The 26,907-nt window shown below is 64.2% G+C and carries 31 protein-coding genes and 1 tRNA gene; 20 read left to right on the top strand and 12 right to left on the bottom strand.

The genetic code is table 11. From position 1 onward, the window contains the following. Positions 1–91: 91 nt before the first annotated feature. Entirely contained in the window at positions 92–439 is a 348-nt protein-coding gene (locus Hrd1104_RS00890) for a hypothetical protein (RefSeq protein ID WP_154550977.1), read from the bottom strand. 161 nt (positions 440–600) lie between these two features. Here Hrd1104_RS00890 and Hrd1104_RS13210 point away from each other — a divergent pair, with 161 nt between their 5' ends. Then, positions 601–786, top strand: coding sequence for an HVO_0416 family zinc finger protein (locus tag Hrd1104_RS13210; protein WP_154550976.1), 186 nt, complete (start codon positions 601–603; stop codon positions 784–786). An 85-nt stretch (positions 787–871) separates the two neighbouring features. Further along, positions 872–1,222 carry a winged helix-turn-helix domain-containing protein gene (locus tag Hrd1104_RS00880; RefSeq protein WP_154550975.1) on the top strand — a complete coding sequence of 117 codons (351 nt, stop codon included), beginning with the start codon at positions 872–874 and terminating at the stop codon, positions 1,220–1,222. Between the two features lie 29 nt (positions 1,223–1,251). Here Hrd1104_RS00880 and Hrd1104_RS00875 read toward each other — a convergent pair whose 3' ends face one another. The 3 genes from Hrd1104_RS00875 to larB form a co-directional block, all read right to left on the bottom strand. Continuing rightward, positions 1,252–1,539: a GIY-YIG nuclease family protein gene (locus Hrd1104_RS00875; protein ID WP_154550974.1), complete on the bottom strand. Its 288-nt coding sequence runs from the start codon at positions 1,537–1,539 to the stop codon at positions 1,252–1,254. 15 nt (positions 1,540–1,554) lie between these two features. Next, positions 1,555–1,704 (bottom strand): hypothetical protein, encoded by a 150-nt coding sequence (locus Hrd1104_RS12985; RefSeq protein ID WP_195837606.1) that lies wholly within the window; start codon positions 1,702–1,704, stop codon positions 1,555–1,557. Positions 1,705–1,770: 66 nt separating this feature from the next. Beyond that, positions 1,771–2,544: a nickel pincer cofactor biosynthesis protein LarB gene (gene larB / locus Hrd1104_RS00870; RefSeq protein ID WP_154550973.1), complete on the bottom strand. Its 774-nt coding sequence runs from the start codon at positions 2,542–2,544 to the stop codon at positions 1,771–1,773. 184 nt (positions 2,545–2,728) lie between these two features. Here larB and Hrd1104_RS00865 point away from each other — a divergent pair, with 184 nt between their 5' ends. From Hrd1104_RS00865 to glmM, 3 genes are all read left to right on the top strand, one after another. Continuing rightward, positions 2,729–2,896, top strand: coding sequence for a DUF1931 domain-containing protein (locus Hrd1104_RS00865; RefSeq protein ID WP_135667362.1), 168 nt, complete (start codon positions 2,729–2,731; stop codon positions 2,894–2,896). A 191-nt stretch (positions 2,897–3,087) separates the two neighbouring features. After that, positions 3,088–3,795 carry a DUF2270 domain-containing protein gene (locus tag Hrd1104_RS00860; RefSeq protein WP_154550972.1) on the top strand — a complete coding sequence of 236 codons (708 nt, stop codon included), beginning with the start codon at positions 3,088–3,090 and terminating at the stop codon, positions 3,793–3,795. Positions 3,796–3,858: 63 nt separating this feature from the next. Next, complete coding sequence (gene glmM, locus Hrd1104_RS00855) at positions 3,859–5,163, top strand: phosphoglucosamine mutase (protein WP_154550971.1); 1,305 nt, start codon at positions 3,859–3,861, stop codon at positions 5,161–5,163. A gap of 288 nt (positions 5,164–5,451) precedes the next feature. Here glmM and Hrd1104_RS00850 read toward each other — a convergent pair whose 3' ends face one another. Together Hrd1104_RS00850 and Hrd1104_RS00845 are read right to left on the bottom strand one after the other, a co-directional pair. After that, entirely contained in the window at positions 5,452–6,030 is a 579-nt protein-coding gene (locus tag Hrd1104_RS00850; RefSeq protein WP_154550970.1) for a hypothetical protein, read from the bottom strand. A gap of 53 nt (positions 6,031–6,083) precedes the next feature. Continuing rightward, positions 6,084–6,506 carry a DUF2391 family protein gene (locus tag Hrd1104_RS00845; protein WP_154550969.1) on the bottom strand — a complete coding sequence of 141 codons (423 nt, stop codon included), beginning with the start codon at positions 6,504–6,506 and terminating at the stop codon, positions 6,084–6,086. Between the two features lie 81 nt (positions 6,507–6,587). On the opposite strand from Hrd1104_RS00845, the gene Hrd1104_RS00840 reads away from it, so the two are divergent. From Hrd1104_RS00840 to Hrd1104_RS00830, 3 genes are all read left to right on the top strand, one after another. Beyond that, a complete protein-coding gene (locus Hrd1104_RS00840) occupies positions 6,588–7,268 on the top strand; it encodes a class I SAM-dependent methyltransferase (protein WP_154550968.1) in 681 nt (226 codons plus the stop codon). 84 nt (positions 7,269–7,352) lie between these two features. Next, on the top strand, positions 7,353–8,336 hold the full coding sequence (gene mptA, locus Hrd1104_RS00835) for a GTP cyclohydrolase MptA (protein WP_154550967.1): 984 nt from the start codon (positions 7,353–7,355) through the stop codon (positions 8,334–8,336). 174 nt (positions 8,337–8,510) lie between these two features. Next, positions 8,511–9,716 (top strand): inorganic phosphate transporter, encoded by a 1,206-nt coding sequence (locus Hrd1104_RS00830; RefSeq protein ID WP_154550966.1) that lies wholly within the window; start codon positions 8,511–8,513, stop codon positions 9,714–9,716. On the opposite strand, the gene Hrd1104_RS00825 is transcribed toward Hrd1104_RS00830, so the two are convergent. Beyond that, entirely contained in the window at positions 9,713–10,042 is a 330-nt protein-coding gene (locus Hrd1104_RS00825; protein ID WP_154550965.1) for a hypothetical protein, read from the bottom strand. The genes Hrd1104_RS00830 and Hrd1104_RS00825 overlap by 4 nt on opposite strands. A gap of 123 nt (positions 10,043–10,165) precedes the next feature. Between Hrd1104_RS00825 and Hrd1104_RS00820 the strand changes: the two genes are divergently transcribed. The 3 genes from Hrd1104_RS00820 (at position 10,166) to Hrd1104_RS00810 (ending at position 11,260) form a co-directional block, all read left to right on the top strand. After that, positions 10,166–10,726, top strand: coding sequence for an FxsA family protein (locus tag Hrd1104_RS00820; RefSeq protein ID WP_154550964.1), 561 nt, complete (start codon positions 10,166–10,168; stop codon positions 10,724–10,726). Positions 10,727–10,805: 79 nt separating this feature from the next. Then, positions 10,806–10,879 (top strand) — tRNA-Ile (locus Hrd1104_RS00815). Positions 10,880–11,047: 168 nt separating this feature from the next. Continuing rightward, positions 11,048–11,260, top strand: a complete 213-nt coding sequence (locus tag Hrd1104_RS00810; RefSeq protein ID WP_229770502.1) for a hypothetical protein — start codon at positions 11,048–11,050, stop codon at positions 11,258–11,260. Between the two features lie 399 nt (positions 11,261–11,659). Here the strand turns inward: Hrd1104_RS00810 and Hrd1104_RS00805 are convergent, their stop codons facing one another. Further along, positions 11,660–12,733 (bottom strand): ATP-binding protein, encoded by a 1,074-nt coding sequence (locus tag Hrd1104_RS00805; RefSeq protein ID WP_370454838.1) that lies wholly within the window; start codon positions 12,731–12,733, stop codon positions 11,660–11,662. 119 nt (positions 12,734–12,852) lie between these two features. Further along, positions 12,853–13,044 carry a hypothetical protein gene (locus Hrd1104_RS00800; RefSeq protein ID WP_154550962.1) on the bottom strand — a complete coding sequence of 64 codons (192 nt, stop codon included), beginning with the start codon at positions 13,042–13,044 and terminating at the stop codon, positions 12,853–12,855. A 235-nt stretch (positions 13,045–13,279) separates the two neighbouring features. Here Hrd1104_RS00800 and Hrd1104_RS13205 point away from each other — a divergent pair, with 235 nt between their 5' ends. Then, positions 13,280–13,423, top strand: a complete 144-nt coding sequence (locus Hrd1104_RS13205) for a hypothetical protein (RefSeq protein ID WP_229770500.1) — start codon at positions 13,280–13,282, stop codon at positions 13,421–13,423. 25 nt (positions 13,424–13,448) lie between these two features. Next, positions 13,449–13,937, top strand: a complete 489-nt coding sequence (locus tag Hrd1104_RS00795) for a helix-turn-helix domain-containing protein (RefSeq protein ID WP_229770499.1) — start codon at positions 13,449–13,451, stop codon at positions 13,935–13,937. A gap of 245 nt (positions 13,938–14,182) precedes the next feature. Here the strand turns inward: Hrd1104_RS00795 and Hrd1104_RS12980 are convergent, their stop codons facing one another. The 3 genes from Hrd1104_RS12980 to gfo6 are packed head-to-tail and all read right to left on the bottom strand — an operon-like array spanning position 14,183 to position 17,848. Next, entirely contained in the window at positions 14,183–14,347 is a 165-nt protein-coding gene (locus Hrd1104_RS12980) for a hypothetical protein (protein ID WP_195837605.1), read from the bottom strand. Between the two features lie 50 nt (positions 14,348–14,397). Beyond that, the gene (locus Hrd1104_RS00790; protein ID WP_154550961.1) at positions 14,398–16,713 is read right to left on the bottom strand and encodes a DEAD/DEAH box helicase; all 2,316 of its coding nucleotides are present in this window, start codon (positions 16,711–16,713) and stop codon (positions 14,398–14,400) included. Between the two features lie 40 nt (positions 16,714–16,753). Next, a complete protein-coding gene (gene gfo6, locus Hrd1104_RS00785; RefSeq protein WP_154550960.1) occupies positions 16,754–17,848 on the bottom strand; it encodes a D-xylose 1-dehydrogenase Gfo6 in 1,095 nt (364 codons plus the stop codon). 458 nt (positions 17,849–18,306) lie between these two features. On the opposite strand from gfo6, the gene Hrd1104_RS00780 reads away from it, so the two are divergent. From Hrd1104_RS00780 to Hrd1104_RS00750, 7 genes are all read left to right on the top strand, one after another. After that, positions 18,307–19,269 (top strand): MoxR family ATPase, encoded by a 963-nt coding sequence (locus Hrd1104_RS00780; protein ID WP_154550959.1) that lies wholly within the window; start codon positions 18,307–18,309, stop codon positions 19,267–19,269. A 3-nt stretch (positions 19,270–19,272) separates the two neighbouring features. Further along, complete coding sequence (locus tag Hrd1104_RS00775; protein WP_154550958.1) at positions 19,273–20,301, top strand: DUF58 domain-containing protein; 1,029 nt, start codon at positions 19,273–19,275, stop codon at positions 20,299–20,301. Beyond that, entirely contained in the window at positions 20,298–22,505 is a 2,208-nt protein-coding gene (locus tag Hrd1104_RS00770) for a DUF3488 and transglutaminase-like domain-containing protein (protein ID WP_154550957.1), read from the top strand. The genes Hrd1104_RS00775 and Hrd1104_RS00770 overlap by 4 nt, the downstream gene beginning before the upstream one ends. A 554-nt stretch (positions 22,506–23,059) precedes the next feature. Then, positions 23,060–23,353 carry a stress response translation initiation inhibitor YciH gene (yciH, locus tag Hrd1104_RS00765; RefSeq protein ID WP_154550956.1) on the top strand — a complete coding sequence of 98 codons (294 nt, stop codon included), beginning with the start codon at positions 23,060–23,062 and terminating at the stop codon, positions 23,351–23,353. Positions 23,354–23,636: 283 nt separating this feature from the next. Beyond that, positions 23,637–25,127: an NAD(P)/FAD-dependent oxidoreductase gene (locus Hrd1104_RS00760; protein WP_154550955.1), complete on the top strand. Its 1,491-nt coding sequence runs from the start codon at positions 23,637–23,639 to the stop codon at positions 25,125–25,127. After that, entirely contained in the window at positions 25,120–26,460 is a 1,341-nt protein-coding gene (locus Hrd1104_RS00755; RefSeq protein WP_154550954.1) for an NAD(P)/FAD-dependent oxidoreductase, read from the top strand. Before Hrd1104_RS00760 ends, Hrd1104_RS00755 begins: the two co-directional genes overlap by 8 nt. Then, the gene (locus tag Hrd1104_RS00750; protein ID WP_154550953.1) at positions 26,461–26,856 is read left to right on the top strand and encodes a DUF1667 domain-containing protein; all 396 of its coding nucleotides are present in this window, start codon (positions 26,461–26,463) and stop codon (positions 26,854–26,856) included. It begins immediately after the preceding gene. The last annotated feature ends 51 nt before the right edge of the window (positions 26,857–26,907 follow it).

The raw sequence follows: 26,907 nt of genomic DNA, 5'->3' as shown, positions 1-26,907 counted from the left end.
TGCGAAGCGTCCGGCGGATTTGAACCCTGAAAGACGAACGAAGTGAGTCTTTCTTTGGTTCAAATACGCTCGGAAAGAGCGAACCGGACCCTCAAATAGCGTCGAGCCCGCCCCGATCCAGTTCCCACCCATCCTGGGCCACGAGATCGGCGAGCATCGAACGCAGATCGACAGCTGCGACGCCGAAGAACTTCTCACGGCCGACAGGCGTTCGGAACCGAACGACGTACGTGTACTCAGTCGCTTCGAAGACGGCGAGCGCACTCGGGGTCGATCGATCACGCAGTTCCAGGAGACACGTCGCATCGCCACCAGTGACGCGAGACCCAAGCGTCCAGCTGAGCGATTCGATTGCCGCCCGATCGATAGGTAACACGTCAGCCAGGTGCCCGCCCCGCCCCGACCCGCCATCGACTGGCCCCAGCTCGCGGGATGACATACCGTCACGTACGACGCGTGGCTGGCAAAAGTGTCCCGTTCTCAGTCCGGCGTGAGGGAACCTCACCCGCGTGTTGGGCGAGGCCGAGAGTCAAACGCTAGGTTGGCAACTCGTACCACAACCAACAAACCTATATGCTGGTGTGGTATACCATGTCATGTATGGCGACCGCACCGAGCACCGACGAAGTCATCGACGAATTCCTCGCCCAGCGCGGGCACGAAACCGAGGCTGTCGGCTGGAACGAAAACTACAACAAAAAGCAGTGCCCGGACTGTGGCGGATTGCACGAGTCGACAGCGACAAAGTGTTCGGTATGTGGGTGGACACCGTCGCGACCAAGTTAGCGAGGGCGAAGAGACACGAGCGGATCGCTCGCCCGGTATTGGATTCTCACAACGTTTTTGAGTGTCGGTGGAAAATTTCGACTCAGTGGACGACGAGCGCCCGATCGAAGAAGTACTCGATACGATCGGCGACCAGCACGCCAGGCGTGTACTGGCCGCCATCAGTGAAGATTCCAAGTCGGCGAAACAACTGAGCGAGGAGTTGGACCTGTCCTTACCGACAGTCTATCGCCGCCTGGAGATCCTCGAAGAACACGAGTTAGTCACCGAGCGGACCGAAGTCGCCGAAGACGGGAACCACTTCAACGTCTATCAGTCCAACTTCGAAAGTACAGTTATCAGACTCGAAGACGACGAGTATCACGTCCGGATATACCGGTCTGAGAACTTGCCCGATCGGTTCGGAAAGCTCTGGGACGACCTCAACGTCACGTGAGCGTCGGGGCTGTGTGTCCGGCCAGTCGGTCAGTCGTCGTCGGGCAGTTTCCTGCGGGCCAGCTTCGCACCCTCGATCAGGGACGCTTTGCGGTCACGGGAGTGTTGTTTGATCTCGTATTCGCGAGACTGAGCAGCCGAACGACTCTCGAACCGTTCGAGGTGAACGAGTTCGACCGGTGTTCGGCCGCGCGTGTATTTCGCTCCCTCGCCGGCCTGGTGCTCGGCGAGTCGCCGTTCTGGATCGGTCGTGTAGCCGGTGTACAGCGTGTCGTCCTCACAGCGGAGGACGTACACGAAGTGAGCGTCCGTACTCATGGTGGGACGGCCCCGTCAAGCGTTGACGGCCCGTCGCCGCGCCGTCTCGGCGATGCCGGCATTGGCAGCGCAGTCGGGGCAGGCGTGTAGCTGTCCGCGTTCGTCCGCGAAGACGCGAGCGAACTGTTCGGAAACGTGCGCGCCGCAGTGATTACAGTCGGGCATTGGGCACCGTCGGCCTCGCCAGCCGACACGCCTACTATGTCATACACCCACATGAACAGTGGGAATCTATGCACGCTTGCCGCCAGCAGCATCGATGCGCCGAGCGATCAGTCCAGCCTGTGCGCCGGCCGTGAATCCGGCGTCGACGTTGACCACCGAGAGTGCGGTACAGGACTGTAACATCCCGGATAGCGCGGCTTCACCGTCACCACCGTGACCGTAGCCGGTCGAGACCGGGAGGCCGATGAGTGGGACGTCGACGAGACCGGCAGTCACCGTCGGCAGCGCGCCCTCCCGCCCGGCGGCGACGATCAGGACGTCGACGGCCCGGAGTGCATCGAGCTTATCGAGGAGGCGAGCGATCGAGGCGACGCCGACGTCGTCGACGCGGTAGACGCGAGCGCCCATCTCGCCCGCGATCGCGGCGGCCTCGCCGGCCGGAACGGCATCAGAAGTGCCAGCGGTCACGACGCCAACAGTCGCCTCCAGCCGGGGGCGTTCGAAGTCGGGAGCCGTCGCGACGAGGACGGCCGAGCGTTCGTCCCAGCGCAACGTGGCGTCCGGGTGTTCGTCTGCGAGTCGCAGACGGACGGCCGTCGTCTGGGCTTGCGTGAGGCGGGTTGCGATGGCCCGCCCAGTGGTTTCGAGTGCGGTCGCCGCGAGCGAGGCGACTTCAGCTGGCGTCTTGCCGTCTCCGAGGATCGCTTCGGGGACGCCGGCCCGGGTCTGGCGGGCCGCGTCGAATCGACCGCCCGCGTTCCGAGCGTATCCCTGCAACTCGGCCTGGGCGGCCTCGACACTCAACTCGCCCGCTGCGAGCGCTTCGAGGATATCGCGCATGCCACCTGCTCCGGGCCGAAGCCACTCTTACCCGTTGGTTTGTCGGCGTCGAGACGCCAACGCCGATCGACAGGTCATTCGGATCGACGTGACGGCTCAGTCCCGCCTCAAACCCCCGTCAACCCCGCCGAGAGCGGATAGAATTGGGAACGTTTTTAAACGACCCTTGGAAAGAAAACGGTGTATGGCAGACCTAATCGTCAAAGCCGCGGTCAAGGAAGCGCTCGATGATATGAACGTCGCCTCGGACTTCTACGGTGCCCTCGACGAGGAAGTCGAGGAACTGCTCGAGGACGCCGCACGCCGTGCCGAGGAGAACGACCGGAAGACCGTGCAGCCGCGCGACCTGTAAGTCGCGGGGTCTCCTCTTCCGATTCTTTTGACGCAAATTCGATAGCAACAGCACTGTATCGCCGGTTTCTGGGGCCACGGATGCTTCGAGTGCCATCGTCCACAGCCGCCGTCGAGGGCACCCGCCGAATCGACGAGCAGTCGCGCGTCCTCGGGCACGGTTTTACCCGTCCCGCGACCGAACTGCCGCTCATGGCAGTGCCACCGGAGGATTTCGACCCGGAATCGCCGGCGGAGCGCGAGGTGGCGGGTGAGGCCGCAACCGAACGCTCTGATTTCCTCTCGTTGATGGGCCACGCGTATCGGGGCGAACTCGGGCGCACGACGTCCTGGCGGACGCGCATCGACCGGACGACAAACTGGGCCGTCGTCTTGACGGCAACGCTGCTTACGTGGGCGTTCTCCGGCGAGTCCCGGCCCCACTACGTCCTCCTGGTCGGGATGGGAATGATGATCGTCTTCCTGGGGATCGAAGCGCGCCGGTACCGAGTCTACGACATCTGGCGCTCCCGCGTCCGCCTGTTAGAGGAGAACGTCTTCGCGAACGCGCTCGATCCGGAGGGGGCAGAACAGCCCAACTGGCGGGAATTGTTGAGTGACGACTTGCGAGAACCGACGATCAAGACGCCGCTCAGGGAAGCGATCTCTCGGCGGCTGTGGCGTGTGTATGCCCCGCTGTTGTACGTGTTGCTCGCGGCCTGGCTGATCCGACTGACCGTCTTCGCCGAGCCGCCGACAGGAGTCGTCGGAACGGCGGCAGTCGGGGGTGTTCCGGGGGCGGTCGTCCTCGGGACCGTGGGCGTCTGTTACACCGCCGTCACCATCCTGGCGTTCTGGCCGTCCTCACGGCAGGCGAAAGGCGAACTCCACGAGGAAGACGACACCGGCGAGTGGCGGTGACCAGCAGCGACCCAGAACCATCTCGACGGACGATTTTTTGTACCCGGTCGTCGAGGAAAACGTATGTTCGGGACGAGCGGCATCCGCGGGCCGGTCGGCGAGACCGTGACGGCGGCGCTTGCCCTCCGCGTGGGTCGTGCACTCGGCGTCGAGGCGGATCGTGTCGTCGTCGGCCGCGATCCACGGGAGAGCGGAGAATTTCTTTCTGAGGCACTGTCGGCTGGCCTCCGGGAATCCGGGACCGACGTGATCGATCTCGGACAGGCGGCGACCCCGACAGTCGCCCGGACGACCAAGTGGGACGGTGCCGACGCCGGGGTCGCGATCACGGCCTCGCACAATCCGCCGCCGGACAACGGGATCAAGCTCTGGCAGCCGACGACCCAGGCGTTCGACGCGCCACGCCGGGAAACGATTGCCCGCCGAATCGACGAAGACCGGACGGATCTACAAGCCTGGGACGGGATCGGCGAGTACGAACGACGCAACGCGAGGGCCGAACACGTCGAAGCGATTCTGGACACGGCCGATATCGAGACTCCCCCGGAGGTCGTTTTGGACCTGGGCAACGGCGCAGGCGGCGTCACTGCGACAGCGCTCTCTGAGCTCGGCTGTGATTTCGAGACACTGAACGCCCAGCCCGACGGGTCGTTTCCGGGACGGTTGAGTGAGCCCACCGCCGAACATTGCCAATCGTTGGCGGCATTGGCCGGTGAAAACAGTGCCGTCGGGATCGCCCACGACGGTGACGCCGACCGGATGCGCGCTGCCACGGAGGACGGCGAGTTCCTCAGCGGCGACACGCTGCTGGCGATCCTGGCACGGGAGACGGCCCAGCCGGGAGAGACGATCGCTGCGCCACTGAACACGAGTCTGGCGGTCGACGATTACCTCGCTCGCAACGACATCGACGTCGCTCGAACCCGCGTCGGTGACGTCTCGGTCGCCGAACGAGCCAGCGACCCGGACGTCGTCTTTGGCGGCGAGCCCAGCGGGGCCTGGATCTGGCCGGACGAAGCGCTCTGTCCCGACGGGCCACTCGCAGCCGCGAAGCTGGTCGAGCTCGCAAGCGAGCGACCGCTTACAGAGCGGGCGGCCGAAATCGACGAATACCCGATCCATCGAGACAGCGTCGAAGTCGACGCCAAATCGGCCGTGATGGAGCGGGTCCGCGAGCGGGTTCGGCCCACCTACGAAACCGTCACGACGCTCGATGGCGTCCGCGTCGATCTCGGTGACGGCTGGTTTCTCATTCGGGCCAGTGGCACACAGCCGCTGGTTCGGATCACGGCCGAAGCCCGAGGCAAAGAGCGCGCTCGGCGGATATTCAAAGAGGCCGAAGGGATTGTTACAGCGGTTTGTTCCTAAGCGGGGACGGGCGTCCGGCGGTGGGGCGGTTACCCACGTCGTGTCGAGCGTGCCTCTCGCACGTCCGCGCCGTCTCGGATCTTGTCCTCACATTGGGGACAGACCCGCGGCTGGTCCACACCGTTGGGCGTGAAAACACGCGCGTATGCAGCGGTTACGAATGAACCGCAGTTTTGGCATTCCGGCATACGTTTACGTTGTGATTGTCCCGAACCTTAACTATTGGTGATATGCAATGGGAAGTCATCACACACCATAGATCGGTGGCGAGAGTCGACGCCGGCGGCCTCAAAACGTCGTCCTGACCGTCCCATCTCGGTCGAGTTCGACGACGGCATCGAACAGCGCCCGAAATTCGTCGACGACGCTCTCGTCGTGGACACCGCCAGCCAGGTGGAACAACCCGACAGCGTCTTCTTCCTCGAGAAGCGCGAGGAGTCGGTGGGCTGCCTCCCGCGTGCGTTGCTCGTCAGTGTAGTAGATCAGTTCGGTGAGCGAATCGAGGCTGATCCGGCGTTTGCCATCGGTCTCGTCGAGAAAGCGGCGGGTTTCGGCGACGATCCCGTCTAAGTCCTCGGGAGCGGAGACGTACCGGACGTCGTCGCTCTGTCGGCGAGTGTAGCCACGTTCGACGGACAGCGCGTCGAGAATCGTCGCTGTGTCTTCATCGACTTCGTAGTGTTCGAGTTTCTGGGTCACCTCGCGAGCGGACGTGCGCGTCGAGATGACCAGAAACTGCTCGGTGTCGGTCTTGAGGAAATCGGTGTCGATCCGGTCTGTCTCCGCGGTGCTCGGGTGGACCAGTAGGATACCCGTCCCGGCCGGGATCGTCGTCGGTGCGTCGTCGATCGCCAGGGCGTAGTCCATCTCTGCCCGGAGACGGGGCTGGCGGGCTCTTAAACGTGCTGGCTCGGGTTATCTCAGAAGACGCTGTCGGCCGTCGCCGCACCGACGACGCTGAAAATCGCGCCCACACTCACCACTTTGAGCGTCACTTCGACGTGTCGAGCCATCGAGACGTCGCCAAGGAACGACGCCGGGGCGTTCAACAACAGGGCCAACAACGTGACCGAGCCGAATGCAACCGCCATCAACGAGAGAAATCGGAGCGGGAGTCCCGCGACCTCCGCCTCGGCACCAGGATCGCGGTCGTCGTCAGCTTGATAGAGCGCGCCGTAGCCGATCACCGCCACCAGCAGCGCAGTCGTGAGTGCATGCCAGGCGCTCATCTGACGAGCCAGCATCCAGACTTCCTCGGTGACGACGAACGGCCCCGCCAGCAAGAAGCCACCCACAACCTGCTGGGCAGTATCCGCAAACTGGTAGCGGTTCCGCAGTGCCATAGCCACCCTCCGCGGGCGAGGCGGTTGAATCTTTCCGGACCGAGACGAACCGGTTTTGGCCGTCCCGTCCAGAGGGAAACTATGAGCGTCAGCGACGCATTCGACGAGTGGGCCGAAGATGGCCGCGACCAAGGCATGGAAGAGCGCCACTGGCACACCGCCAAGCACGCGCTCGAACGCATGCCCGTCGCGGACGGCGACGTCGTGCTGGATTTGGGTTGTGGCAGCGGCTACGCCGCCCGGGCGCTGCGAGAAGCGGGCGGTGCCGGCCGCGCCTACGGGCTCGACGGGGCCGCACAGATGGCCCGCAACGCCCGGGCCTACACCGACGACGCTCGCGTGGGCTTTCTGGTCGGTGACTTCGAGTCACTGCCCTTCGAGGCCGATAGCATCGATCACGCTTTCTCGATGGAAGCGATCTACTACGCGAGCGATCCCGTCGCCGCCCTCGAAGAACTCCGTCGCATCCTCCGGCCAGGCGGGACCTTCTACTGTGCGGTCGATTACGTCGCCAACAACCCCCATACTGCCGAATGGGACGAGTACGTCGACATTCCAATGACGCGCTGGACCCGAGGAGAGTACCGCGAGGCCTTCCGGGAAGCCGGGTTTCACGTCGCCGAACAGGACCGCATTCCCGACGAAGAAGTCACGATTCCTCCCGCCGAGTCGTTCCCGACCGAAGACTGGGAGACACGCGAGGCGATGGTCGAACACTTCCGTGAACACGGCACGCTGTTGACGGTCGGGGTCGTCCCCTGATAGCCCACCGCGGCCCGTTTCGAGGGCGGTCAAGGCCACCCCTTCCGAAAGCCCTAACCGCAATTCAGCCGTACACAGAGGCGAATGAGCGAGCAACTCCCGGACGTACAGGCAAACAGTCCGGACGTCACCGTAGGGCTGAATCGCGTCGGTGTCACCGGCGTCGAGAAGTTATTGCAGATCGACCGTGAGGATCGCCGCCCGATCGTTTTGATGGCCGAGTTCGACGTGTTCGTCGACCTGCCGACCTGGCGAAAGGGGGCAGACATGAGTCGGAACATGGAGGTCATCGACGAGACGCTGGAGGCCGCCGTCGATCGCACGAACTATCGCGTCGAGGACGTCTGTGGCGACGCCGCAGAGCGACTCCTCGACAAACACGACTACACCGAGAAGGCGGAAGTGCGCATGGAAGCCGAGTACGTGACACACGGGCAGACACCCGCCACGGACAAGCCCACCCAGAGTACCGCCGACATCGTTGCCTCTGCGACGGCGACCGAAGAGGGCACCCGCGAGGAAATCGGGGCTCGCGTCACCGGCATGACCGTCTGTCCGTGCTCGCAGGGCATGTCCGAGCAGCGAGCCCGCGAGACGTTGGCCGACCTCGGCGTCGACGAGACAACCGTCGAGGACTTTCTTGATGAAGTGCCACAGGCCGGTCACTCCCAGCGGGGCCACGCCACGTTGACTGTCGAATGCGAGGGCTCGCCCGGTGTCGACCTCCGGGCTCTCATCGAGGTCGCCCGCGAGTCGATGAGTGCGCGCATCTACAACCTCGCGAAGCGACCGGACGAGGACCACATGACCTACGAGGCTCACAGCGACGCCAAGTTCGTCGAGGATTGTGTCCGCTCGATGGCCGAGGGCGTCGTCGAGCGCTTCCCCGAAATCGACGACGACGCCGTTGTCCGGATGGAACAATCCAACGACGAATCGATCCACCAGCACAACGCCCACGCCGAACGGCGCGCCCACTTTGCCGATCTGAAGGCCGAAATCGACGGCAACGGCAGTGGCTCGCCCGAAAGTACCGATCCGCGGACCAACGGCGCAGGTGGGCTGTAACGCAGTTCGTCGTCCCGGCCTTCTTCGACCCCTCCGAAATCACCGATCGGTCGTCGGTCGCGTTACCCAGGCCACGGCCGCGAGACCATTCAGATTCCGGGCCGAAATCCGACTCGATGGAGCACGATCGGACGGTTTACCACTCCGGAGACGGACCGGACGGGCAAGTCATCGATGTCCTCTGTCATCGGGATCGTCGCCGTGGCGCTGGTCGCGTCGCTTTTCATGTCTTTCACCGTCGGAGCCAACAGCAACTCCGCGCCGATCGCGCCGGCCGTCGGTGCGAACGCGCTGTCGACCCTCCGTGGCGCGTTGCTCGTCGGTCTCGTCGCCGGGCTCGGGGCCATCTCCCAAGGCGGGAGCATCTCGGAGACGATCGGGCACGGCCTGGTGACGGGCGTGACGATCACCCCGCTTGCCGCTACCGCGACGCTCCTCACCGCGGCGACGCTGATCACCATTGGGAACTCGCGGGGCTATCCGATCCCTTCGGCGTTCACGGTGACCGGCGCGGCGGTCGGTGCCGGGGTCGCGCTCGGCGGCGGGTTCGCGGCCGGGACCTACGCCCGAATCTTGGGTTTCTGGTTCGCGATCCCAGTCGTCGAAGGTGTCCTCGCGTACGGGCTCGCGTGGCTGTTGGTCGACGATCGAGTCGCGGACACGCTGAGCATTCCGCTGTTGGCCGGCGGCGTCGGCTACGCGCTCGCGAACGTCGGACTCTCATTTCTCCCGACTCCACAGGGCGACCAGGGCTCGATCGCCGGCGTTCTCGCCCGACAGTTCCAACTCTCCTCGGGGGCGTTCGGGGTGGACGGGATCGTCCTCGTCGCCCTCGCCCTATCCCTCCTCACAGTCGCAGTGACCCACCGGCAACTCCAGGCGGACGTGACCGCCGGGATCAATCGGATGCTGATCGCCCTCGCACTGGTCGTCGTGTTCACCAGCGGTGGCTCGCAGGTCGGACTGGCGACCGGTCCCCTAGAGCCCGTCTTCGAGGCGACGCTTGGGCTCCCGTCGATCGTCCTGCTCGGACTCGGCGGAGTCGGGATCCTCCTTGGTGCGTGGGTCAGATCGCCACGTCTCATCCAAGCTGTCGCTCGGGAGTACGCCTCTCTGGGACCCAAACGGTCGATCGCTGCGTTCGTCCCCGCGTTCCTCGTCGCACAGGCCGCGATCGTCCTGGGGTACCCAATCTCGTTCAACAAGGTGATGATCTCTAGCATCGTCGGGGCCGGCCTCGTCGGTGGCACCAGCTCCGAAGGCGTCTCAGTCACGAAGACGAGCTATACAGTCGGCGCGTGGATCGCTTCGATGGTCGGTGGGGCCGTGATCAGTTTTGCACTGTACCACGCCCTCGCCGCGATCCCGGGACTAGGTTAGACGTTGTGTAGCGTCACCAGATCCTCGACGGCCGCACTCTCTTTCATCGCCGGCCACGTCTCGAAGTCGGTCGTCCGGTCGATGAACGCGTCACGTTCGGCGTCGGCGAGGCGCTGGACCCCACCGATCGTGTCCTCTGCACACGGGCAGGCCTCACAGAAGGCCGTCACCGACTCGAAGCGTGTGTGCCGCCGAACGAACGCGTCCGAGACCACGCCGTCCTCGGCGTCGGCGATCCACGTCTGTAGCGCGAGCGCCCGATCGAGTCCCTGCCTGAGTTCGGCCCGTAGCGTATCCTGGGTTCTGACTCCGAAGCCAAGAACCATACATCACGGTCCGTGGCTGGAGGGACCTAAGCCCGGCGAAAGAGTCGATCAGAACCGCCAGCGCCCGATCAGGGTAGGACATACCTCGAAAAGTGTTTGGGTCCCGGGACGGTACGGGCGGGCATGCTCCGGCTCATCGCGGTCTTGCTGTTGATCCCGCTGCTGGACATGCTGTTGCTCGTGGCAGTGGCAGGAGTCCTCGGTGTCCTCGAAACGGTTGCGCTGGTCGTCCTGACGGGCCTGGTCGGACTCATGCTCGTCCGCGCGGAGGGCCGGCACACGCTGCGGAAAATCCAGCGGAAAGTCGTCGAAGGCGAGGCGCCGACCGACGAAGTACTCGATGGCGCACTCTTGCTCGTCGCCGGCGCGTTCCTGCTCACGCCGGGGCTCGTGACGGACGTCCTCGGGTTCATCTTCGTTGTCCCACCGACGCGCTACCCCGTCCGCGTCGCGCTGAAAAAGTGGGTCGTCACGCCCTACATCGACAACAAGACTGGCGGCTTCGCGACCGGCTCGGTCTACGTCGGCGGGTTTCCGGGCGAGGGAGACGGCAATATCGGCGGCGCTTCCGGCCCGAGCGGTCCCGGCGGCCCAGGTGGTCCCGCTGGAGCCGGGCCGGACGGCGTGCGCGATATCGGCGCGGCTGAAGACGTCGACGACGCGACCGACGATCGACGCGAGTGAGTCCAAGCGAGCGCGGGACGGCGCCGGCGAAAAGAAACGCTTAATGGTACCCCTCCGGTACGCCCTGATGCGCTCACTTGGGCCAATAGCTCAATCAGGTTGAGCGCTCGGCTGATAACCGGGAGGTTCGCGGTTCAAATCCGCGTTGGCCCATGATTTTGCTGCGAGCAAATTCGCGAGCAGCGATGCTGTATTCGAGATCAGGTCCACTTTCACTCCACTGCAGGCTTCGATCTGTGAGTAGCCACTCCGTCAGTCCCGAGTGGACATGCCAGACGGCAAGGCCGTTGCGACGGTCACTATCGAGGAGCGGACCGACAGATGGCGTTTCAGGTGCCCGAACGGCCACACGACCTGGGAGCCGACCACCCACCACGTCTGGTGTCACACCTGCGCGCGGATGGATCGCACCGACGGCGTCTCCAGCAACTCCGAGACGTCCGCGGCGATCGACTGCTCGCCCGCGATCGGGTGAGCCTCTACGATCAGGTCAGTCCCGACGAGAAGGATCTCGACCGGAGGGGCGAAAGATGACGCTACAGACCCTGGGGGTCACGTGTCGGGTCCGTCGGGCCGAACGAACAGTACCGATCGAGGACCGCTCGCCGTTCCCAGCGGTTGTCAGCTACCACTGCCGCGTCTGTAGCCGGGATCGCCCGTCGTGACTGATTGACGGGCAAGAAAGTCTCTCACCGCAGTTGAGGGGTCGCTGTGACGTCCCGGAGTGTAGGAGCGAGCGCGCCCGTCCAGACGGCGGCTGTGTGGTCTGTCCGGCGTGTGGGTGGAGTGAGTGCCACGGCGGCCGCGCCTGAGGCGCAGCCGGCACCGACCGCCGGCAGTCCGCTATCCAGGGCGCGGTGATCGGCGAGGGTCGGCCGCTCTTCGAGGAGATACCTTGAGACGGGAAAGAAAGCTGTGGACGGGGGTAGTCGATCACTCTAGAAAGTCGATGCCGGTAATCTCGAAGCGTGCACCGCGACTTTCGGCGTCCGTCGCGCGAATGTCCCAGCCGTGGGCATTCGCGATCGTCCGGACGACGGAGAGTCCGTAGCCGCTGCCGCCGGAACTCGTGGTAAAGCCGTGTTCGAAAACCTCGTCCTGATGCTCCGTGGGGATGCCAGGTCCGTCGTCTTCGACATACAACCCCGTCTCAAGCGGCCCGACGTGGATCGTTACGCGCTGGTGGCCGTGTTCGACGCTGTTGCGAAACAGGTTCTCGAAGAGTTCGACGAGTCGGTCGGCGTCGGCACTCACCGACGGAATCTCGTGATGTTCGAGCGTCGCCGTCGGCGATGTCCCGACGACCTGCCAGGCGGTCTCGACGACCTGCCAGGCGGTCTCGACGACCGCCTCGAGATCGGTCGGTTCCGGGTCCGTGACGACATCGCCTTGCCGGGCGACACGGAGAAGATCGTCGACGAGCCGGGCCATCCGGTCGGTCGTCTCGTCGATCGTTTCGATGTGTGCCTCGTCGCCCGTCTCCGCGTAGAGCCGTAAGCGTCCGTCGATGACCTCCAGTGGGTTGCGGAGATCGTGTGCGAGAATGTCCGTAAACTCCTTGAGACGGTCGTTCTGGCGTTCGAGCATCCGCTCGTACTCTTTTGTGGCCGTCTCGTCTTGGCTGATCGCCGCGAACCCATCGGCGTCCGGTCCTACCAGTGGTGAGATCGTCAACGTCCCCCAGAAGACAGTCCCGTTGGCCCGCTCGTGCCAGCGTTCGACTTCGAGACACCCCTCAATTGGCTCCGCAGGGATGATCGTTGCCGCGTCGTCAGTATCGGACTCGCCCCGTTCGGCGAACAGCTCGCTCACGTGCTCGCCGACGATAGTCTCGGCGTCGTAGCCGTACTGCCCTACAGCGGGACCGGGCCAGGCAGTTATCGTCCCCTCACTGTCGAGCATGAACACCGCATGAGAGGAGAGACTGCCGAGCAGGTGACGAGCCACGTCCGCCCCCAGGCCCGTCGTCCGAGATGGTGCCGTCTTTCCCACGAGTGAGTCCCCTATTGAGGAACGATCTGCTACTGACATAGTATCTTGGGTTGATATACCATGTCAGTCAAGTCCCCCGCGACGTGCAGCGAGTGGAAAAGTGAGTCGGCGCTTGCGGTCGCCGTGCTGGCGAGTCAGTCCGCATCGTCGTGGCTTTGTAGTTCGTGCACCAGCACTTCGAAATCCGGGCCACCATCGCCGGTGCGGTAGACCCACGAGCCACGTGGGTCGACATCGCCTTCGAGAGCCGTACGGAGCATCTGCCCAAGCACCTGTTCGAAATCCTCGATATCGCTCAGCTCGTCGTCGACGGGAAACGATGTCATGCTTGGCACCTGATAACTGCCCCCGGACTGACTATCGGATGTGGGGCGGACGCAACCGAGCCGTCACTGGAGACGAAAAATGGGTGGGATCGCAATTGTGTACCTCTGTGTCATAGATACGGATCCAGTGGGGATAGGAGTATCGGAAAGCATGGTACATCATGGCTCCCGAGCAGTCCGGCATTCGGGTGCGGCGAGCTTTTAACCCCGTCGGCGCTGAACGGCAAACTATGTCATGAGCGTCATCGTGGAGTTGACGATTCCCTCCGACGCCTTCGAACTGGGGCAGATACTCAACGTCGAAGGCGGCACCCAGGTCACGCTCGAGACGATGGTACCACTGGGGGGGGCGGCCAACGCCGTTCGTCCGGCTGACTGACGGGGCTAAAGAGGGCTTCGAGCAGATGGTTCAGGACCATCCGTCCGTTGGCAGCATGCAACTAGTCAACACCCACGACGCGGAAACGCTGTACGCCCTAGAGTGGGAGCCGCCTGCGGAGTCGCTGTTCCAGACGATGACGGAGATGGGTGCGGCACTGCTCGGCGCGACCGGGAGTGCCGATCGGTGGGCGATCGAACTCAGGTTTCCGTCCCACGATGCGCTGTCCGGATTCCAGGAGTATTACCTCGACCGGGGGATCCCGGTCTCTATCGAGAAGATATACAATCCGACGAAACCCGACGCCGGACCGTGGTACGGATTGACGGCAGTACAGCGAGAAACCCTCACACATGCGGTCGAGTCGGGCTACTATTCGCTCCCACGGGAGATATCGACGCAAGAACTCGCCGCGGAGTTCGATATCTCCGACCAGGCGACCACCGAGCGGCTCCGCCGGGGCATCGCGACACTCGTCGACAATACACTGTTAGCCGCCGAGACCGAAGGGTGAGGACTCACTCGGGGAAGAAAACGCTGGAGACCCGCTTCGGGCGACAGACGACAGCGGGACAGCGGCTTGGTGGTGGGCTGAACAGTCAGAAACTGTCCAGCGGTGGGGTGAGACGAGGGCCGCCCGTTCGGAGTTGCGGTGGACACCCGTATCGAGCGTCCGTCTCCAGCACGTACGCTATCGTCCCACGCAGCCGAAACGATATTCCATGGTCTCTCAAGCTACGTTTCACTCGATTGTACGGCCTATCCGAACGGACCACGATCGCCGCCAAAGCCGGTCTCCATCACCTCACACTCGCCGTTCTGGTTGATCAGGATGCGCCCCTGATAGCCACAGCTCCCGTTGTTGTTGTACTGACAGCGCGTACAGCGACACTCGACGTCCTTTCGTGCGTTACCTTGTGACATACCACGAGCTTCGAGAGCCAGCCACTTGGAACTATAGCTTCCCCACACGATCAGCCGTGTTCCAGCAGCGAAGCGAGCAGCTCGATCGCGAGGTGCTTATCGAGTGGGTCGTTGGCGTTCCCACAGTGGGGCGACTGGACACACGCCGGACACCCCTCCGTACAGTCACAGTCGGCGACGAGTTCCTGCGTCGTCGCCGCCAAGTCGTCGATGGACTCGTAACCGGCCCGGGCAATTCCCACGCCCCCGGGATAGCCGTCGTAGATGAAGATCGTACTCCGGTCGGTGTGAGGGTGATGGGGGGTCGAGAGGCCACCGATGTCCCGGCGATCACACAGAAATGAGAGGGGCATCGTAGCGATCATGGCATGCTCGGCGGCGTGGATCCCGCCAGGGAAGTCACCGTTCGCTCGCAATGTCTGTTCCAAGTCGGGGGGCAGGGCGTAGTACAGCGCTCGCGTCCGGAGGGTCGTCTCGGGCACGGAGAGCGGTTCGCGCCCGATGACCTCGCCGCTGCTGGCGTCGTGGCGTTCGAATCCGGTAATCTGCTTGCGCATGGTCACGTCCGCAAACCGGACCGGGACGTCTGGACGCCCCGGGAACGGTTTCTCCTGCAGGTCTTCCTCGACGGTGATCGTCTTCTCGTGGCGCACGCGCGTGTACTGGTTGGCGTACGTCCGGGACAAGGTTGCCACGTCGTGATCCAGGTCCAGATCCACGACCTCGTAGGAGGTCCCCTGGTGGTGGTAGATCGCCCCCGGATGGGCGTCCCGCAACGCGTCGCCGAACGGAAGTGTGGCGATCACGTCGTCTGCCCCACGCTCGCGCAGGCGGATCTCCCGGTCGTCGGCCGTCCGGAGACTCGTCTCGTGTTGGGGACTGGCCCCGCCGTCGTAGAGCCAGCGTGTCCCCGCCTCGGTCGCTCGGCGTTCGAGATCGCCCGCGCTCTCCAGATCGGCCACCACGTCCGGGAACGACGCCCCGAAGTGTCGATCGTCGCCCGGCGAGAGCCAGTTCTCGCGGGCGGCCGACCGGACGTGATCGGGGAGAATCTGCTCGTTGTCGGGGTTGGTGAGCGCTTGCTCGGGGTCGCGATCGAACAGCGCCTCGGGGTGGCGGGCGACGTACTGGTCGAGTTGATCCTCACCGGTCACGAGTGCGACCAGTGCGGGATCGTCGCCACGCCCCGCCCGTCCCGCTCGCTGGAAGGTCTCCATGCGCGTTCCCGGATACCCATCCAGTAAGACAGCATCGAGGCCACCGACGTCGACGCCCAGCTCCAGGGCGTTCGTGCTCCAGACGCCACGGATCGACCCGTCGTGCAGCCCCGTCTCCAGTTCGCGTCGCCGGTCGTCGGTCAGTGCGGCCTGGTAGGCGGCGATCTCCGTCGCCAGTTTTCCCTCGCCGCGTTCCCGGAGTGCGTCGGCACTCTCGGTGGCGTAGCGTTCGGCGACCTGCCGGGAGCCGGTGAACACGGCCGTCTGAAGGCCGCGCTGGACGAGATCGGCGAACAGCCGCTTGGTCTCGACGTGCTGGGACTTGCGTCGCCCCTGGCCGCCACCGCCGCGTTTCTCGGGTGGATTCCAGACCAGCCAGTGGCGTGGGCCGGTCGCGCTGTCGTCGTCGTCGATGAGCCGATACGACGCTGCCGGCTGGTTCGTCACGGTCGCGGCGTGATCGACCGGATTGCCGATCGTCGCCGAACAGCAGACGTACTGCGGGTCGGCGTCGAATCGTTCCGCGAGCCTGTTGAGCCGCCGCATGACCAGCGAGACGTGACTGCCGAAGACGCCCCGATAGGCGTGTACTTCGTCGATGACGATCGTCTCCAGACGCTGGAAGAACCACTCCCAGAGACGATGGGCGTGGGGCATGATCCCGTAGTGGAGCATGTCCGGCGTCGTCAGCAAGACCGTGGGCTGGCGCTCGCGAACGGTCTCTTTCTCCGAACGAGAGAGGTGTCCCGTATAGCGATCGACGGTCACGCGCGAGCCAAAGCCCAGGCCGTGAGCCAGCTCCGAGAGTGTCTCGGCCTGATCGTTGATCAGCGCAACCTGCGGGGCGATGTACAGCGTCGTCGCCGTGCGGTCCATCGCCCGCTCGAAGGCCGGGACGGTGTAAGCGAGGCTCTTGCCGCTTGCGGTCGGCGACGCCAGAACGACGTTCTCACCTGCCCGGACCGCTTCGATCGCCTCGGTCTGGTGACGGTAGAAATCCTCGATCCCCGCCCCTTCCAGGGTCGAGGCGAGGCGATCGGGGACCGCGAGATCGCCGTAGACCGCCTCGCGTCCCGGGAGCGTCCGCTCGTCGGCGATCTGTCCCTCGTAGTAGGGCCGACTTCGGAGCCAGTCGAGAACGTCGTCCACGCCCTCGTTTGTGCTCGCACCGCCCTAATCGTTCTGTTCGTCAGCGGCCCGGCAAACGTGACTCGATGTCGACATCGACGACGGCGCCCGTCTCGGCCGACTCGTAGATCGCCTCGATCGCCCGCATATCGACGAGACCGTGCTCGCCGTCGGGGTACGGCTCACGCCCGGATAGCAAACAGTCCGCGAAGTACGCGAATTCTTCTTCGAGTTGGTGGACGTTGGTGACGTCGACTCCCTCGCCGTCGATCCGAACCGCCATATCGCGATCCTCCCGCTCGAAGAAGGCCGGATCGAGGACGATCACACCCTCCGTTCCCGTGACCCGGAGGAAACTGTCGTGGTAGGCGGCGTGGCTGGCAGTAAAGACGACGGGCACCTCGCCCTCGAAGGTCGCCCGGACGGCGACCTGTTCCTCGACGGCATCGAAGGCGTCGTGGACGGAGGCGGTCGAGGCCGAGACCCGGACTGGGTCGGCCGAAAGCAGGAACCGGGTCGTGTTCAACGGGTAGATACCGATGTCCATCATCGCGCCGCCGCCAGCCAGGTCGGGATCGAGTCGCCACTGGTCGGCCGGGTCGCCCTCAAGTTCGGCGAGCATCCGCTGGGACATGTTTCCGTGGATCTGGACGACCTCGCCGATCGCGCCCCCGTCGATCAGCTCTCTGGCACGCCGGACGACGGGATCGGTGTGCATCCGGTAGCCGATCATCAGCGTCACGCCGGCCGCCGCGGCAGTCTCGACGAGTGCGGCCGCCCGGTCGCGGTTCGCTTCCATCGGTTTCTCACAGAGGATGTCTTTCCCGAAGCCCGCCGCTCGTTCGACGTATGCCAAGTGGGTGGCGTTGGGCGTACAGACGTACACCGCGTCGTACTCGGCCCGGGCCGTGCCGTCGTGGAACTGCTCGGGTGTGAGCGACGTCAATCCGTACTCGTCGGCGAGGCGATCGGCCCGCTCGGGGCGCGTATCGACGACGACCGTCGGGTCGGTGTGGGCGGCCCGCTCGAAGCCGGGCAAGGCCCACTCACGGGTGAACCAGCCGGCCCCGATCAGGGCAATACGGACGATGCCGTCGCCGTCGTAGGCCGCCCAGTCGCGGCGGGCGAAGTCGTCGAGGGTATCGAGGACAGTCACGCATACAACGTCACCAGCCAGCGAGAAATACGCTCCGGCGCTTTGGCCACCAAGCCAGTGCGTACCCGGCCTGTGGTCGTCGTCGATCCGTAGTGGTACCCATCAGGTCTCGATCGAGTGGTCGGGAGGCCGGTCGACCGTCTCAACAGTCGATTGGCCGCCAAGACGACGGGCGATGGCATCGCCAATCGAGTGACTCGAGCCGGAAAATGCCCTTGCCGGTCGGTTAGCTGGGGGAGTTCAGCGAGCAGCCCGAACCCAGATCCCCCCGACCGTGACCCACAAGTACGGCACCCCCCTAAAGTGGTGTACGTACCCATGGGACACGTCCACGGTCGACAATCGATCACGCCGTCGGCAAGGGCGGCCTGCGATACCAGTGAAGGGGCTGTCCAGTCAGGCGGCCACAAGCAGTCGTATCGAGACAAGTGCACGGTGGGCAGGCGACAGGGTGGGCGATGACGGATTCAGAACCCGCGGCCGCCGGTCGACAACGAGATCGCGACGTCGAAGCGGTGGGCGAGACTGCGAGACGCGTCGTCGAGAGCGTCGAGGACGTCATCGTCGGCCACCCGGGCGTCATCGAGCATATCCTCACAGCCATGTTCGCCGGCGGACACGTCCTGCTCGAGGACGTCCCTGGCGTGGGCAAAACAATGCTCTCGCGATCGATCGCCGCCTCGTTCGACAGTTCGTTCAAGCGCGTCCAGTTCACACCGGATCTACTGCCCGCCGACGTGACGGGCGCAAGCGTCTACAACCAGCAGACCCAGGCTTTCGAGTTCCGGCCGGGGCCGATCTTTGCCAACGTCGTTCTGGGTGACGAAATCAATCGCGCGCCCCCGAAAACCCAGTCCGCGCTGCTTGAAGCCATGGAGGAAGGTCAAGTCACCGCCGACGGCGAGACCCACGCAGTCCCCCAGCCGTTTACCGTCATTGCGACCCAAAACACCGTCGAGCGCGACCGTACCTACGACCTCCCGATGGCCGAGCTCGACCGGTTCACGAAGAAACTCGAGTTGGGGTATCCTGACGAGGCCGAGGAGAGTGCGATGCTCGAACAGGTCGTCGGCGATCATCCGATCGAAGACCTCGAACCGGTCGCGACGCTCGAAGACCTCGAACGCGCCCGGGAGGTAACAGCGAACGTGACCGTCGAGAAGCCCGTTCGGGACTACATTACACGGCTGTCTCGGTACACACGCGAACACGCCGATCTCGGCGCGAGTCCCCGGGCATCGCTCCTGTTGCTCCGGGCCGCGCAAGGCCGGGCTGTCCTCGAAGGGCGGGATTACGTCATCCCGGACGACGTCCAAACGGAGATCGAGGTCGTGTTCCCCCACCGCATCAAGACCGGCTTCGAGGACACTGGCTCTACGGTATTGCTCGAGGAAACACTCGACGCAGTAGCCGTCGAGTGAGCGATGCAGCTGACGCGACGCGGCGTGGCGGCAGTCTGCGTGGCGATCGTTGCCGTCGGCATGGGGTGGGCGTTTGGCAGCCGGTCGCTGAACGCGATTGCCGTCACGGCACTGATCGCGATCGGCGTCGGGGCCGTCCAGCTTCGCCTCGCTGGCCCACCGAGCGTCGAGCGCTCGAACCCACGCGCTGGCTTTCCCGGCGACCAGCGGGCAGTCTCACTCCAGGTTACCGGATCACGAGGCACACTCGTCCACGTAACCGACACCCTCCCGGATGGACTCACGGCAACCGACACCGACACGACCGGAGTGATCCCCGTCGAGACACCGTACCAACTGGGGCTCACTTGCCGCGGTCACTACCAGATCGGGCCAGCGACCGTGCGCGTCCGTGATCCGTTCGGACTACTCAGCGAAACGTACGAACGCGGAGACGAGACGTCACTGCTGGTGTACCCGACGCTCCACGACGTCGCCAGTTCGACGGCCCTGACGGAGATTATCGACCGGGCCCGGACGCCGGAACGTCAGGAGATCGACCACCTCCGGGAGTACGTCCCCGGCGATCCACTCAGGGACATCGCCTGGAAGGCAAGTGCCAAGCGGCTCCCGGAGTTCGTCGTCACTGAATATGCCGGCCAAGAGACGGCGGGCACGGTCGAAATCGCAGTCAGTGGGACGGACTCGACGATAGACGAGACGGCGAGCGCAGCTGCCAGCGTCGCCGTCTTCCTGCTCGAGGCTGGCCTGGAAGTCGGGCTCACACTGCCCGGCGATCGGCTTCAGCCGAGTCGAGGTCCACGCCATCGTGAGCGAGTGCTCGCCACGCTGGCCCAGGTCGATTCGGGTGCCGTGCCGGAGACTGCCTGGACGCAGGCGGACGTACAGATCGCCGGAAAGCAGCGTGGCGTCCGCGTCGGCTTCGAGGGCCACTCGGTGTCGTATGGACAGGTACGCGGGAAAGCGCTGAGCGGAACGCCACTAGGGAATCGTCACAGTCAGGCAGCGCAAAGGGAGGTGACGACGACGTGAGGATCGCCGATCGAGCGGGCCGTTCCCCAGTTCGACTGATCGCCCTCGCTGCTGGACTCGTCGTCATCAGTTCGTTCGTCGGCGTGCTCTATCACGTGATCGACGTGATCAGCGATCCCGGGACGGTTCTGGTGAGTGTCGTGCTAGCACTTGGTGGGGCGACACTATTGGCCAGGTATCTTCGTCTCAGACACGCAGTCGGGCTCGCGGTTGGCCTGTTTTCGGTCGGGATGGGCTGGTATCTCACCCAGCTTGGCACCGGCTCACTCGACCCGTGGCCCCACGTCCGCTACACGATAGCGCTACTGACCGGCCAGTCCGTGCTGGGAATCGTCAACCTCGAAGCCTGGGTCCTCGCCGTGACGCCTGCGCCCGTGTTTCTCACGTGGTATCTCGCCGTCCGCCGACGCTACGTCGCGAGTGCGGTCGTCGGCGGCGGAACACTCACGTTTTTCGTCCTGACTGGCGACGCTGCACCGACACTCACGCTGCTTGGTGTCGTCGGCGTCGTTGCACTGGTCGGTCTCGGTGACCTCGATCGATTCGGCGGTAGCGTCGGGGACGCAGATGTCGTTGGGACCGTCATCGCACTGGCGATCATCGTGTCGGCCACAGTCACCGTCGTTCCGACAGGGCTGGCCTACACGTTCTCGCCGGATACCGGTCTCCAGAGCCCTGCCGGTGGCGGAGACGCGAGCGCGGGCACCCTCGAAGGGAACGTCCTGAACGTCGACAACTCGCTGTCGATCGCCGGCAGCCTGGAGCTGTCACCCAAGGTCCGCTTTCGAGTCGAGGGTGACAGCCCAGAGTACTGGCGGGTCAATGCGTTCAACGTGTATACGGGCGATGGCTGGGTCAGACGTGGGAACACGGGGCCGCTCGATCGCCGTCTCAGCGACGTTCCGGGCCGGAATCGAAGTGTTTCCCAGACGTATACGGTGGTGAGCCAGACACGAGCGATGCCGGCTGTCTGGCGGCCAACGGCCGTCGATGGGCCGGCCGCATCCGCGGCCCGCGTGACGCGTCTGGGTGGTCTCCAGCCCGAGCGAGCACTCACAGCCAACGAAACCTACCGGGTCGAGAGTGCGATACCGGTCGCAACCCTCCGTGAACTCCGGACCGCTGGCCGATCGTACCCACAGACCGTCGAGGAGATGTACTTGCAGTTGCCCGATAGTACCCCGGAGCGAGTCGTCGATCGGACGGACCGACTCACTGGAAACGCTGACAATCCCTACGATACGGCCCGCGTAATCGAGCAGTGGCTCGAACGCAACCGGGCATACTCGCTGAACGTCTCGAAGCCATCCGGCTCGATCGCCGACGCGTTCCTCTTCGAGATGGAACGAGGCTACTGTACCTACTACGCGACGACGATGACTGTCATGCTCCGCAGTCAAGGCATCCCCGCCAGAATGGTCGTGGGGTACACCTCGGGCCAGCGCGTCGAGCAAAACGAGTGGGTCGTCCGGGGCCAGAACGCCCATGCATGGACCGAGATGTACGTCCCGGATGTCGGCTGGGTTCGTTTCGACCCGACGCCGGCAGCCCCACGCGAGGAGGCAGAGCAGGGGACGCTCGAGACAGCACGCCAGAACAACGCCTCGAACGTCGATACGGCGGGCAGCGACGACGGCGAGTGGACGCCCACGCCGACACCGACGCCAACACCGATCGAGCAAAACGGCACTGAATCGAATCTCCCGCCCGATTTCGACATTCCAACGCCGCCAGGCGGCCCGGGACGGGGGAATACCGTGACGGTCGACACTGGCGGACAGACGCAGACGGCCCCACGGGACGGTAGCGACGATGACGACGAGACGGCCGGCATACCGTTTGAGATACCCACCGCCGAACAGACGGCACTTGGCGCACTCGCCGTGATCGGCGTCGCGGGGATGGCCCGGCGGAGTGGCGTGACACAGCGCGCCTACCGGGCGCTGTGGCTCCGCTTTCAACCGCGGACCGATCCCACAACGGACGTCGAACGCGCCTTCGAGCGTCTGGAGTACGTGCTGGCACGCGAGTACCGCGAGCGACGGACCGGGGAAACCGTTCGGGCGTATCTGACGGCCATCGACGCGAGCGAACGCGTCCGCCGTGTCGCAGCGCTCCGTGAGCGGGTCCGGTACGGTGGCGAGATCGACGACGCGCTGGCCGAGGAAGCAGTCGAACTGGTCGACGATATCGTCACTGAGTAAACTACCCTACCCTACTTCGCTCGGGGTCTAAGGACCCGCTCGCTCGTTGAGGGTTCCGTCAGACTACGTCTGACGACGTGCAGGCTGTGAGCCTGCACTAGGGCTTTCACGTGGACTCCCGTTCTATGCCTCAACCGAGGCAGGAGGGTTGTACTCCCCACTCACGTTCAATGTCCCGCGATCTGCTCACGGCTTCGCCGTTCGCATGGTCCGAGGGATCTTCGATCCCTCGCTATTCAAGCGCACGTCTACAGGTGCGCCTCCGTCGTCTGCGTTTTGCCGACGTTGACGAGACGCAGAGAGTCTCGTTCGCCCACCAGAAATCTCCGATTTTCGGGATCACGAGAATCTTCGATTCTCGAACGACTCCTTGAGGGTGGGGCCTCCGCCTCGAATCAGGTGAGACAGTGTTGGCTGGATCGGTGACGTGCGCCATCGGCCGTCAGCCCCACCGATCTCGACGACCAGCAATCGAGTGGCGTCGGTGACGTCTGCCCAGCACCGTGGTACGTCCCGACAGTGTTTAATATGAAGCTTCCCAACTCCGGACTGTAATGTCGGAAGTCTGCTCGACGTGTGGGCTTCCTGAGGAACTTTGCGTCTGCGAAGACGTCGCCAAAGAATCCCAGGAAATCAACATCCGCATCGACGAGCGCCGTTACGGGAAAGAGGTAACGATCATCGAAGGGTTCGATCCCAACGACGTCGACATGGACAGTCTGTCCTCGGATCTCAAGTCCAAGTTCGCCTGTGGGGGAACTATCGAGGACGACCAGATCGAACTCCAGGGCAACCACACCGGGCGCGTCGAGGATTTCCTCCGTGAGAAGGGATTCAACGTCGCCTAACTGAGCCGCCTGCGTGTTCTGGAGTTGCGGTCGCCATCATCCAGTTGCGTGTATATCGAGCGGTCGTCGACGGGACAGCGACCACGACAAGATCGGACGGGCACTATCCGACCGGGCGGGCGTCCCCGTGGGCGATCCGACGAGAGAGTCGGATGGTCCCGAGAACCGGATAATCCTGCCAACGAATAAATAGCGTCGCGACGAATTCTAGACCGGAGATCACACACCGGTCACCGCCCGGACCGGAGGCAGACACGTAACCGATCGGGCCAAGAGATTCACTATGCACGCAGCAACGGACGTGGTAGTCATCGGCGGTGGCGTCATCGGGACGGCCATCGCCCGTGAGCTATCCCAGTATACGGTCGACGTCGTGTTGCTCGAAGCTGCCCCGGATGTCTGTACCGGCACGAGCAAAGCAAATACGGCACTGTTGCACGCCGGGTTCAACGCGGACCCGGAGAAGTTGAAGGGCCGACTCAACGTCAGGGGAAACGAGCTGTATCACGAGCGGATTCAACACGAATTCGACGTGCCAATCGAGTGGCGCGGCGCACTCGTCGTCGCCACCGAGGAATCCGAACGGCCGAAACTCCAGTCACTGCTACAAAAGGGCCGGGACAACGGCATCGAAGACCTCGAAATCGTCGAGGGCGAGCAACTCCACGAGTTGGAGCCGACGCTGCACGACGACGCCATCGCCGCGCTGTGGGCACCCACGGCGGGTATCGTCAACCCCTTCGAACTCACGGCCGCCTTCGCCAACAACGCCGTCCAGAACGGCACAACAGTCGAACTGAACGCCGAAGTGACCGACGTCACGGAGACTGGCGACACCTTCCGTGTCGAGACAGTCAACGGCGACATCGAGGCCGACGTCGTGATCAACGCCGCAGGGCTGTACGCCGATCGAGTCTCGGCGATGGTCGGCGTCGATGACTTCGAAATAACCCCACGGCGGGGCGAGTACTATCTCTACGACAAGAAGATGGACGTCGACGTCCAGCGGACGGTCTTCCCCGTCCCCTCGGAAGTCAGCAAAGGCATCGTCGTCACGCCGACCGACGAGGGCAACGTGATTATCGGCCCCAACGCCGAGGAGGTCACGGAGCCGACGGACAAAGCTACGACTCGCGAGGGCTTAGACGAGGTTCTGTCGGGCGCCCAAAAGACCGTCCCCGACCTCTCGAAAGACGACGTCATCCGGGAGTTTGCGGGCCTGCGCCCGGCGATCAAGGAAACCGGCGACTTCCGGATTCAGATCGAACGCGAGGACCCCGGCTTCATCAACGCCGCCGGCATCCAGTCGCCGGGACTAGCCTCTGCGCCGGCGATCGCTGAATACGTCGCGGACCTCGTTGGAGACCTCCGTGGCGACCTCACAGAAGACCCGACCTTCGATCCCCACTATTCGGGGCCACCGAAAGTCAGGCACATGAGTCATGCCGAACACGCGGCCTTGATCGAAGAGGACCCCGCGTACGGACAGATCATCTGTCGGTGTGAGTCGGTGACGGAGGGCGAAATCCGGGATGCGATCAACGAACCGGTCGGTGCGCGAACGATCAACGCCGTCAAGCGACGGGTCCGGCCCGGGGCCGGGCGCTGTCAGGGTGGCTTCTGTCAACCCCGTGTCGTCGAGATCCTCGCCGAGGAACGCGGCGTCGACGAGACCGAAATCAAACTCGAAGACGACGGCTCGGAACTGCTGATCGGCGAGACCAAAGAACTACTGCTGGCCGAGAGCGGCGAGGAGGTGAGCGCGGATGACTGAAACCGAGGCCGAGGCCATCGAATCAACCCAGTCGGCCGCCGCGGCCGAACGTGCGATCCGACGTGAGGAACACGATCTCGTGGTCGTCGGCGGTGGGCCGGCTGGCCTGGCGGCCGCCCAGGAAGCCTACGATCACGGGGTCGACGACATCGTGATCCTCGAACGGGACTTCGAACTCGGTGGCATCCTCCAGCAGTGCATCCACAACGGCTTTGGCCTGCACTATTTCGACGAGGAGTTGACCGGACCGGAGTACGCCCAGGCGTTCATCGAGAACGTCGCCGAGCGCGGTGTCGATATCCGGTTGAACACGATGGTCGAGGAAGTGACCGACGAGAAACTCGTGTATGCCGTCAGCGCCGAGGGCGGCCTGACCGAGATCGACGCCGAGGCCGTCGTGCTGGCGATGGGTTGTCGCGAACGAACCCGGGAGGCGCTCGATATTCCGGGGGACCGTCCGGCCGGCGTCTTCAGCGCCGGGACCGCCCAGCGCTACATCAACATGGAGGGGAAGATGCCCGGCGAGAAGGCGGTCATCCTCGGCTCGGGTGACATCGGCCTCATCATGGCCCGGCGGATGTACCTTGAGGGAGCCGACGTCGAGGCCGTCCTGGAGATCCTGCCCTACACCGGCGGGCTGACGCGCAACGTCGTCCAGTGTCTCGAAGACTTCGACATTCCACTGCGGACTCAACAGACCATCACCGAGATCTACGGCGAGGAACGCGTCGAGGGCGTCACCGTCCAAGAAGTCGACGACGACTTCGAGCCAATCGACGGCACCGAGTACGACATCGAGTGTGATACCGTGCTGCTGTCGGTCGGTCTGATCCCCGAGAACGAGCTCTCGGAGGGTGCTGGCGTGGACATGCACCCCGTCACTGGTGGTCCAGTCGTCGACGACGGCCGCGAGACCAGCGTCGATGATATCTATGCCTGCGGGAACGTCCTGCACGTCCACGATCTGGTCGATTGGGTGACCGAGGAGAGTATGATCGCGGGTCGATCGGTCGCCAAGCAGCTTCAGGGTGACATCGAGGTCCGCGAGGAGCCAATCGAGATCGAATCCACGGGCGCGGTGAGCTACGTCGTCCCCGAACGGATCAGCAAGGTCGACGACGAGCGCGAGGAACTTCCACTCTATTTGCGGGTCTACGCGCCGATGGACGAGGTCTTCATCACCGTCGAGAGCGGCGACGAGCAACTGGCCCGGGAGTTCGAGCGTCGTGCCGAACCCGGAGAGATGATCACGGTCGATCTCGATACCGACACGCTGGACACGCTCCCGGAGAATCGTCTCACAGTCGATGTCGTCCCGAAGGAGGAGATCTGAATGAGCACCGAAACCGTCGAGCTAACCTGTATCGCCTGCCCGGTTGGGTGTGACGTCTCCCTGACGGTCGAGGACGGCGAGATCCAGTCGATCGATGGCAACACCTGCCCTAGAGGGGCCGAGTACGCCAAAGAGGAGTATCGGAATCCGACCCGAATCTTGCCGACGACCGCCCGGGTCAGCGGTGGCGTCCTCCCGCGTGTGCCAGTCAAATCCGCCGAACCGATGCCCAAGCCGAAATTAGAGGACGCGATGGTCGAAATCGCGGCCGTCGAGGTTGACGCCCCGATCCAACTCGGCGACGTGATCGTCGCGAACGTCTGTGACACTGGCGTCGACATCGTCGCGACGCGGGACCTGCCGGCCGCCGAGGATGGGCCGAAACCGGTGGAGTAAATCGGAGAACCGTCGCCGAAGAGCATACGCGCCGCCCCGCGGCGCGTTTCG

It is taken from the genome of Halorhabdus sp. CBA1104 (assembly GCF_009690625.1).
GTDB lineage: Archaea > Halobacteriota > Halobacteria > Halobacteriales > Haloarculaceae > Halorhabdus.
This window is presented reverse-complemented; position numbering and strand designations above follow the sequence as displayed.

What these genes read in the sequence shown, in the direction of transcription:
- Hrd1104_RS00890 (WP_154550977.1), bottom strand. Translation starts at nt 439, where the DNA reads ATGTCATCCCGCGAGCTGGGGCCAGTCGATGGCGGGTCGGGGCGGGGC.
- Hrd1104_RS13210 (WP_154550976.1), top strand. Translation starts at nt 601, where the DNA reads ATGGCGACCGCACCGAGCACCGACGAAGTCATCGACGAATTCCTCGCC.
- Hrd1104_RS00875 (WP_154550974.1), bottom strand. Translation starts at nt 1,539, where the DNA reads ATGAGTACGGACGCTCACTTCGTGTACGTCCTCCGCTGTGAGGACGAC.
- Hrd1104_RS12985 (WP_195837606.1), bottom strand. Translation starts at nt 1,704, where the DNA reads ATGCCCGACTGTAATCACTGCGGCGCGCACGTTTCCGAACAGTTCGCT.
- larB (WP_154550973.1), bottom strand. Translation starts at nt 2,544, where the DNA reads ATGCGCGATATCCTCGAAGCGCTCGCAGCGGGCGAGTTGAGTGTCGAG.
- Hrd1104_RS00865 (WP_135667362.1), top strand. Translation starts at nt 2,729, where the DNA reads ATGGCAGACCTAATCGTCAAAGCCGCGGTCAAGGAAGCGCTCGATGAT.
- Hrd1104_RS00860 (WP_154550972.1), top strand. Translation starts at nt 3,088, where the DNA reads ATGGCAGTGCCACCGGAGGATTTCGACCCGGAATCGCCGGCGGAGCGC.
- glmM (WP_154550971.1), top strand. Translation starts at nt 3,859, where the DNA reads ATGTTCGGGACGAGCGGCATCCGCGGGCCGGTCGGCGAGACCGTGACG.
- Hrd1104_RS00850 (WP_154550970.1), bottom strand. Translation starts at nt 6,030, where the DNA reads ATGGACTACGCCCTGGCGATCGACGACGCACCGACGACGATCCCGGCC.
- Hrd1104_RS00845 (WP_154550969.1), bottom strand. Translation starts at nt 6,506, where the DNA reads ATGGCACTGCGGAACCGCTACCAGTTTGCGGATACTGCCCAGCAGGTT.
- Hrd1104_RS00840 (WP_154550968.1), top strand. Translation starts at nt 6,588, where the DNA reads ATGAGCGTCAGCGACGCATTCGACGAGTGGGCCGAAGATGGCCGCGAC.
- mptA (WP_154550967.1), top strand. Translation starts at nt 7,353, where the DNA reads ATGAGCGAGCAACTCCCGGACGTACAGGCAAACAGTCCGGACGTCACC.
- Hrd1104_RS00830 (WP_154550966.1), top strand. Translation starts at nt 8,511, where the DNA reads ATGTCCTCTGTCATCGGGATCGTCGCCGTGGCGCTGGTCGCGTCGCTT.
- Hrd1104_RS00825 (WP_154550965.1), bottom strand. Translation starts at nt 10,042, where the DNA reads ATGGTTCTTGGCTTCGGAGTCAGAACCCAGGATACGCTACGGGCCGAA.
- Hrd1104_RS00820 (WP_154550964.1), top strand. Translation starts at nt 10,166, where the DNA reads ATGCTCCGGCTCATCGCGGTCTTGCTGTTGATCCCGCTGCTGGACATG.
- Hrd1104_RS00810 (WP_229770502.1), top strand. Translation starts at nt 11,048, where the DNA reads ATGGCGTTTCAGGTGCCCGAACGGCCACACGACCTGGGAGCCGACCAC.
- Hrd1104_RS00800 (WP_154550962.1), bottom strand. Translation starts at nt 13,044, where the DNA reads ATGACATCGTTTCCCGTCGACGACGAGCTGAGCGATATCGAGGATTTC.
- Hrd1104_RS13205 (WP_229770500.1), top strand. Translation starts at nt 13,280, where the DNA reads ATGAGCGTCATCGTGGAGTTGACGATTCCCTCCGACGCCTTCGAACTG.
- Hrd1104_RS00795 (WP_229770499.1), top strand. Translation starts at nt 13,449, where the DNA reads ATGGTTCAGGACCATCCGTCCGTTGGCAGCATGCAACTAGTCAACACC.
- Hrd1104_RS12980 (WP_195837605.1), bottom strand. Translation starts at nt 14,347, where the DNA reads ATGTCACAAGGTAACGCACGAAAGGACGTCGAGTGTCGCTGTACGCGC.
- Hrd1104_RS00780 (WP_154550959.1), top strand. Translation starts at nt 18,307, where the DNA reads ATGACGGATTCAGAACCCGCGGCCGCCGGTCGACAACGAGATCGCGAC.
- Hrd1104_RS00775 (WP_154550958.1), top strand. Translation starts at nt 19,273, where the DNA reads ATGCAGCTGACGCGACGCGGCGTGGCGGCAGTCTGCGTGGCGATCGTT.
- yciH (WP_154550956.1), top strand. Translation starts at nt 23,060, where the DNA reads ATGTCGGAAGTCTGCTCGACGTGTGGGCTTCCTGAGGAACTTTGCGTC.
- Hrd1104_RS00760 (WP_154550955.1), top strand. Translation starts at nt 23,637, where the DNA reads ATGCACGCAGCAACGGACGTGGTAGTCATCGGCGGTGGCGTCATCGGG.
- Hrd1104_RS00755 (WP_154550954.1), top strand. Translation starts at nt 25,120, where the DNA reads ATGACTGAAACCGAGGCCGAGGCCATCGAATCAACCCAGTCGGCCGCC.
- Hrd1104_RS00750 (WP_154550953.1), top strand. Translation starts at nt 26,461, where the DNA reads ATGAGCACCGAAACCGTCGAGCTAACCTGTATCGCCTGCCCGGTTGGG.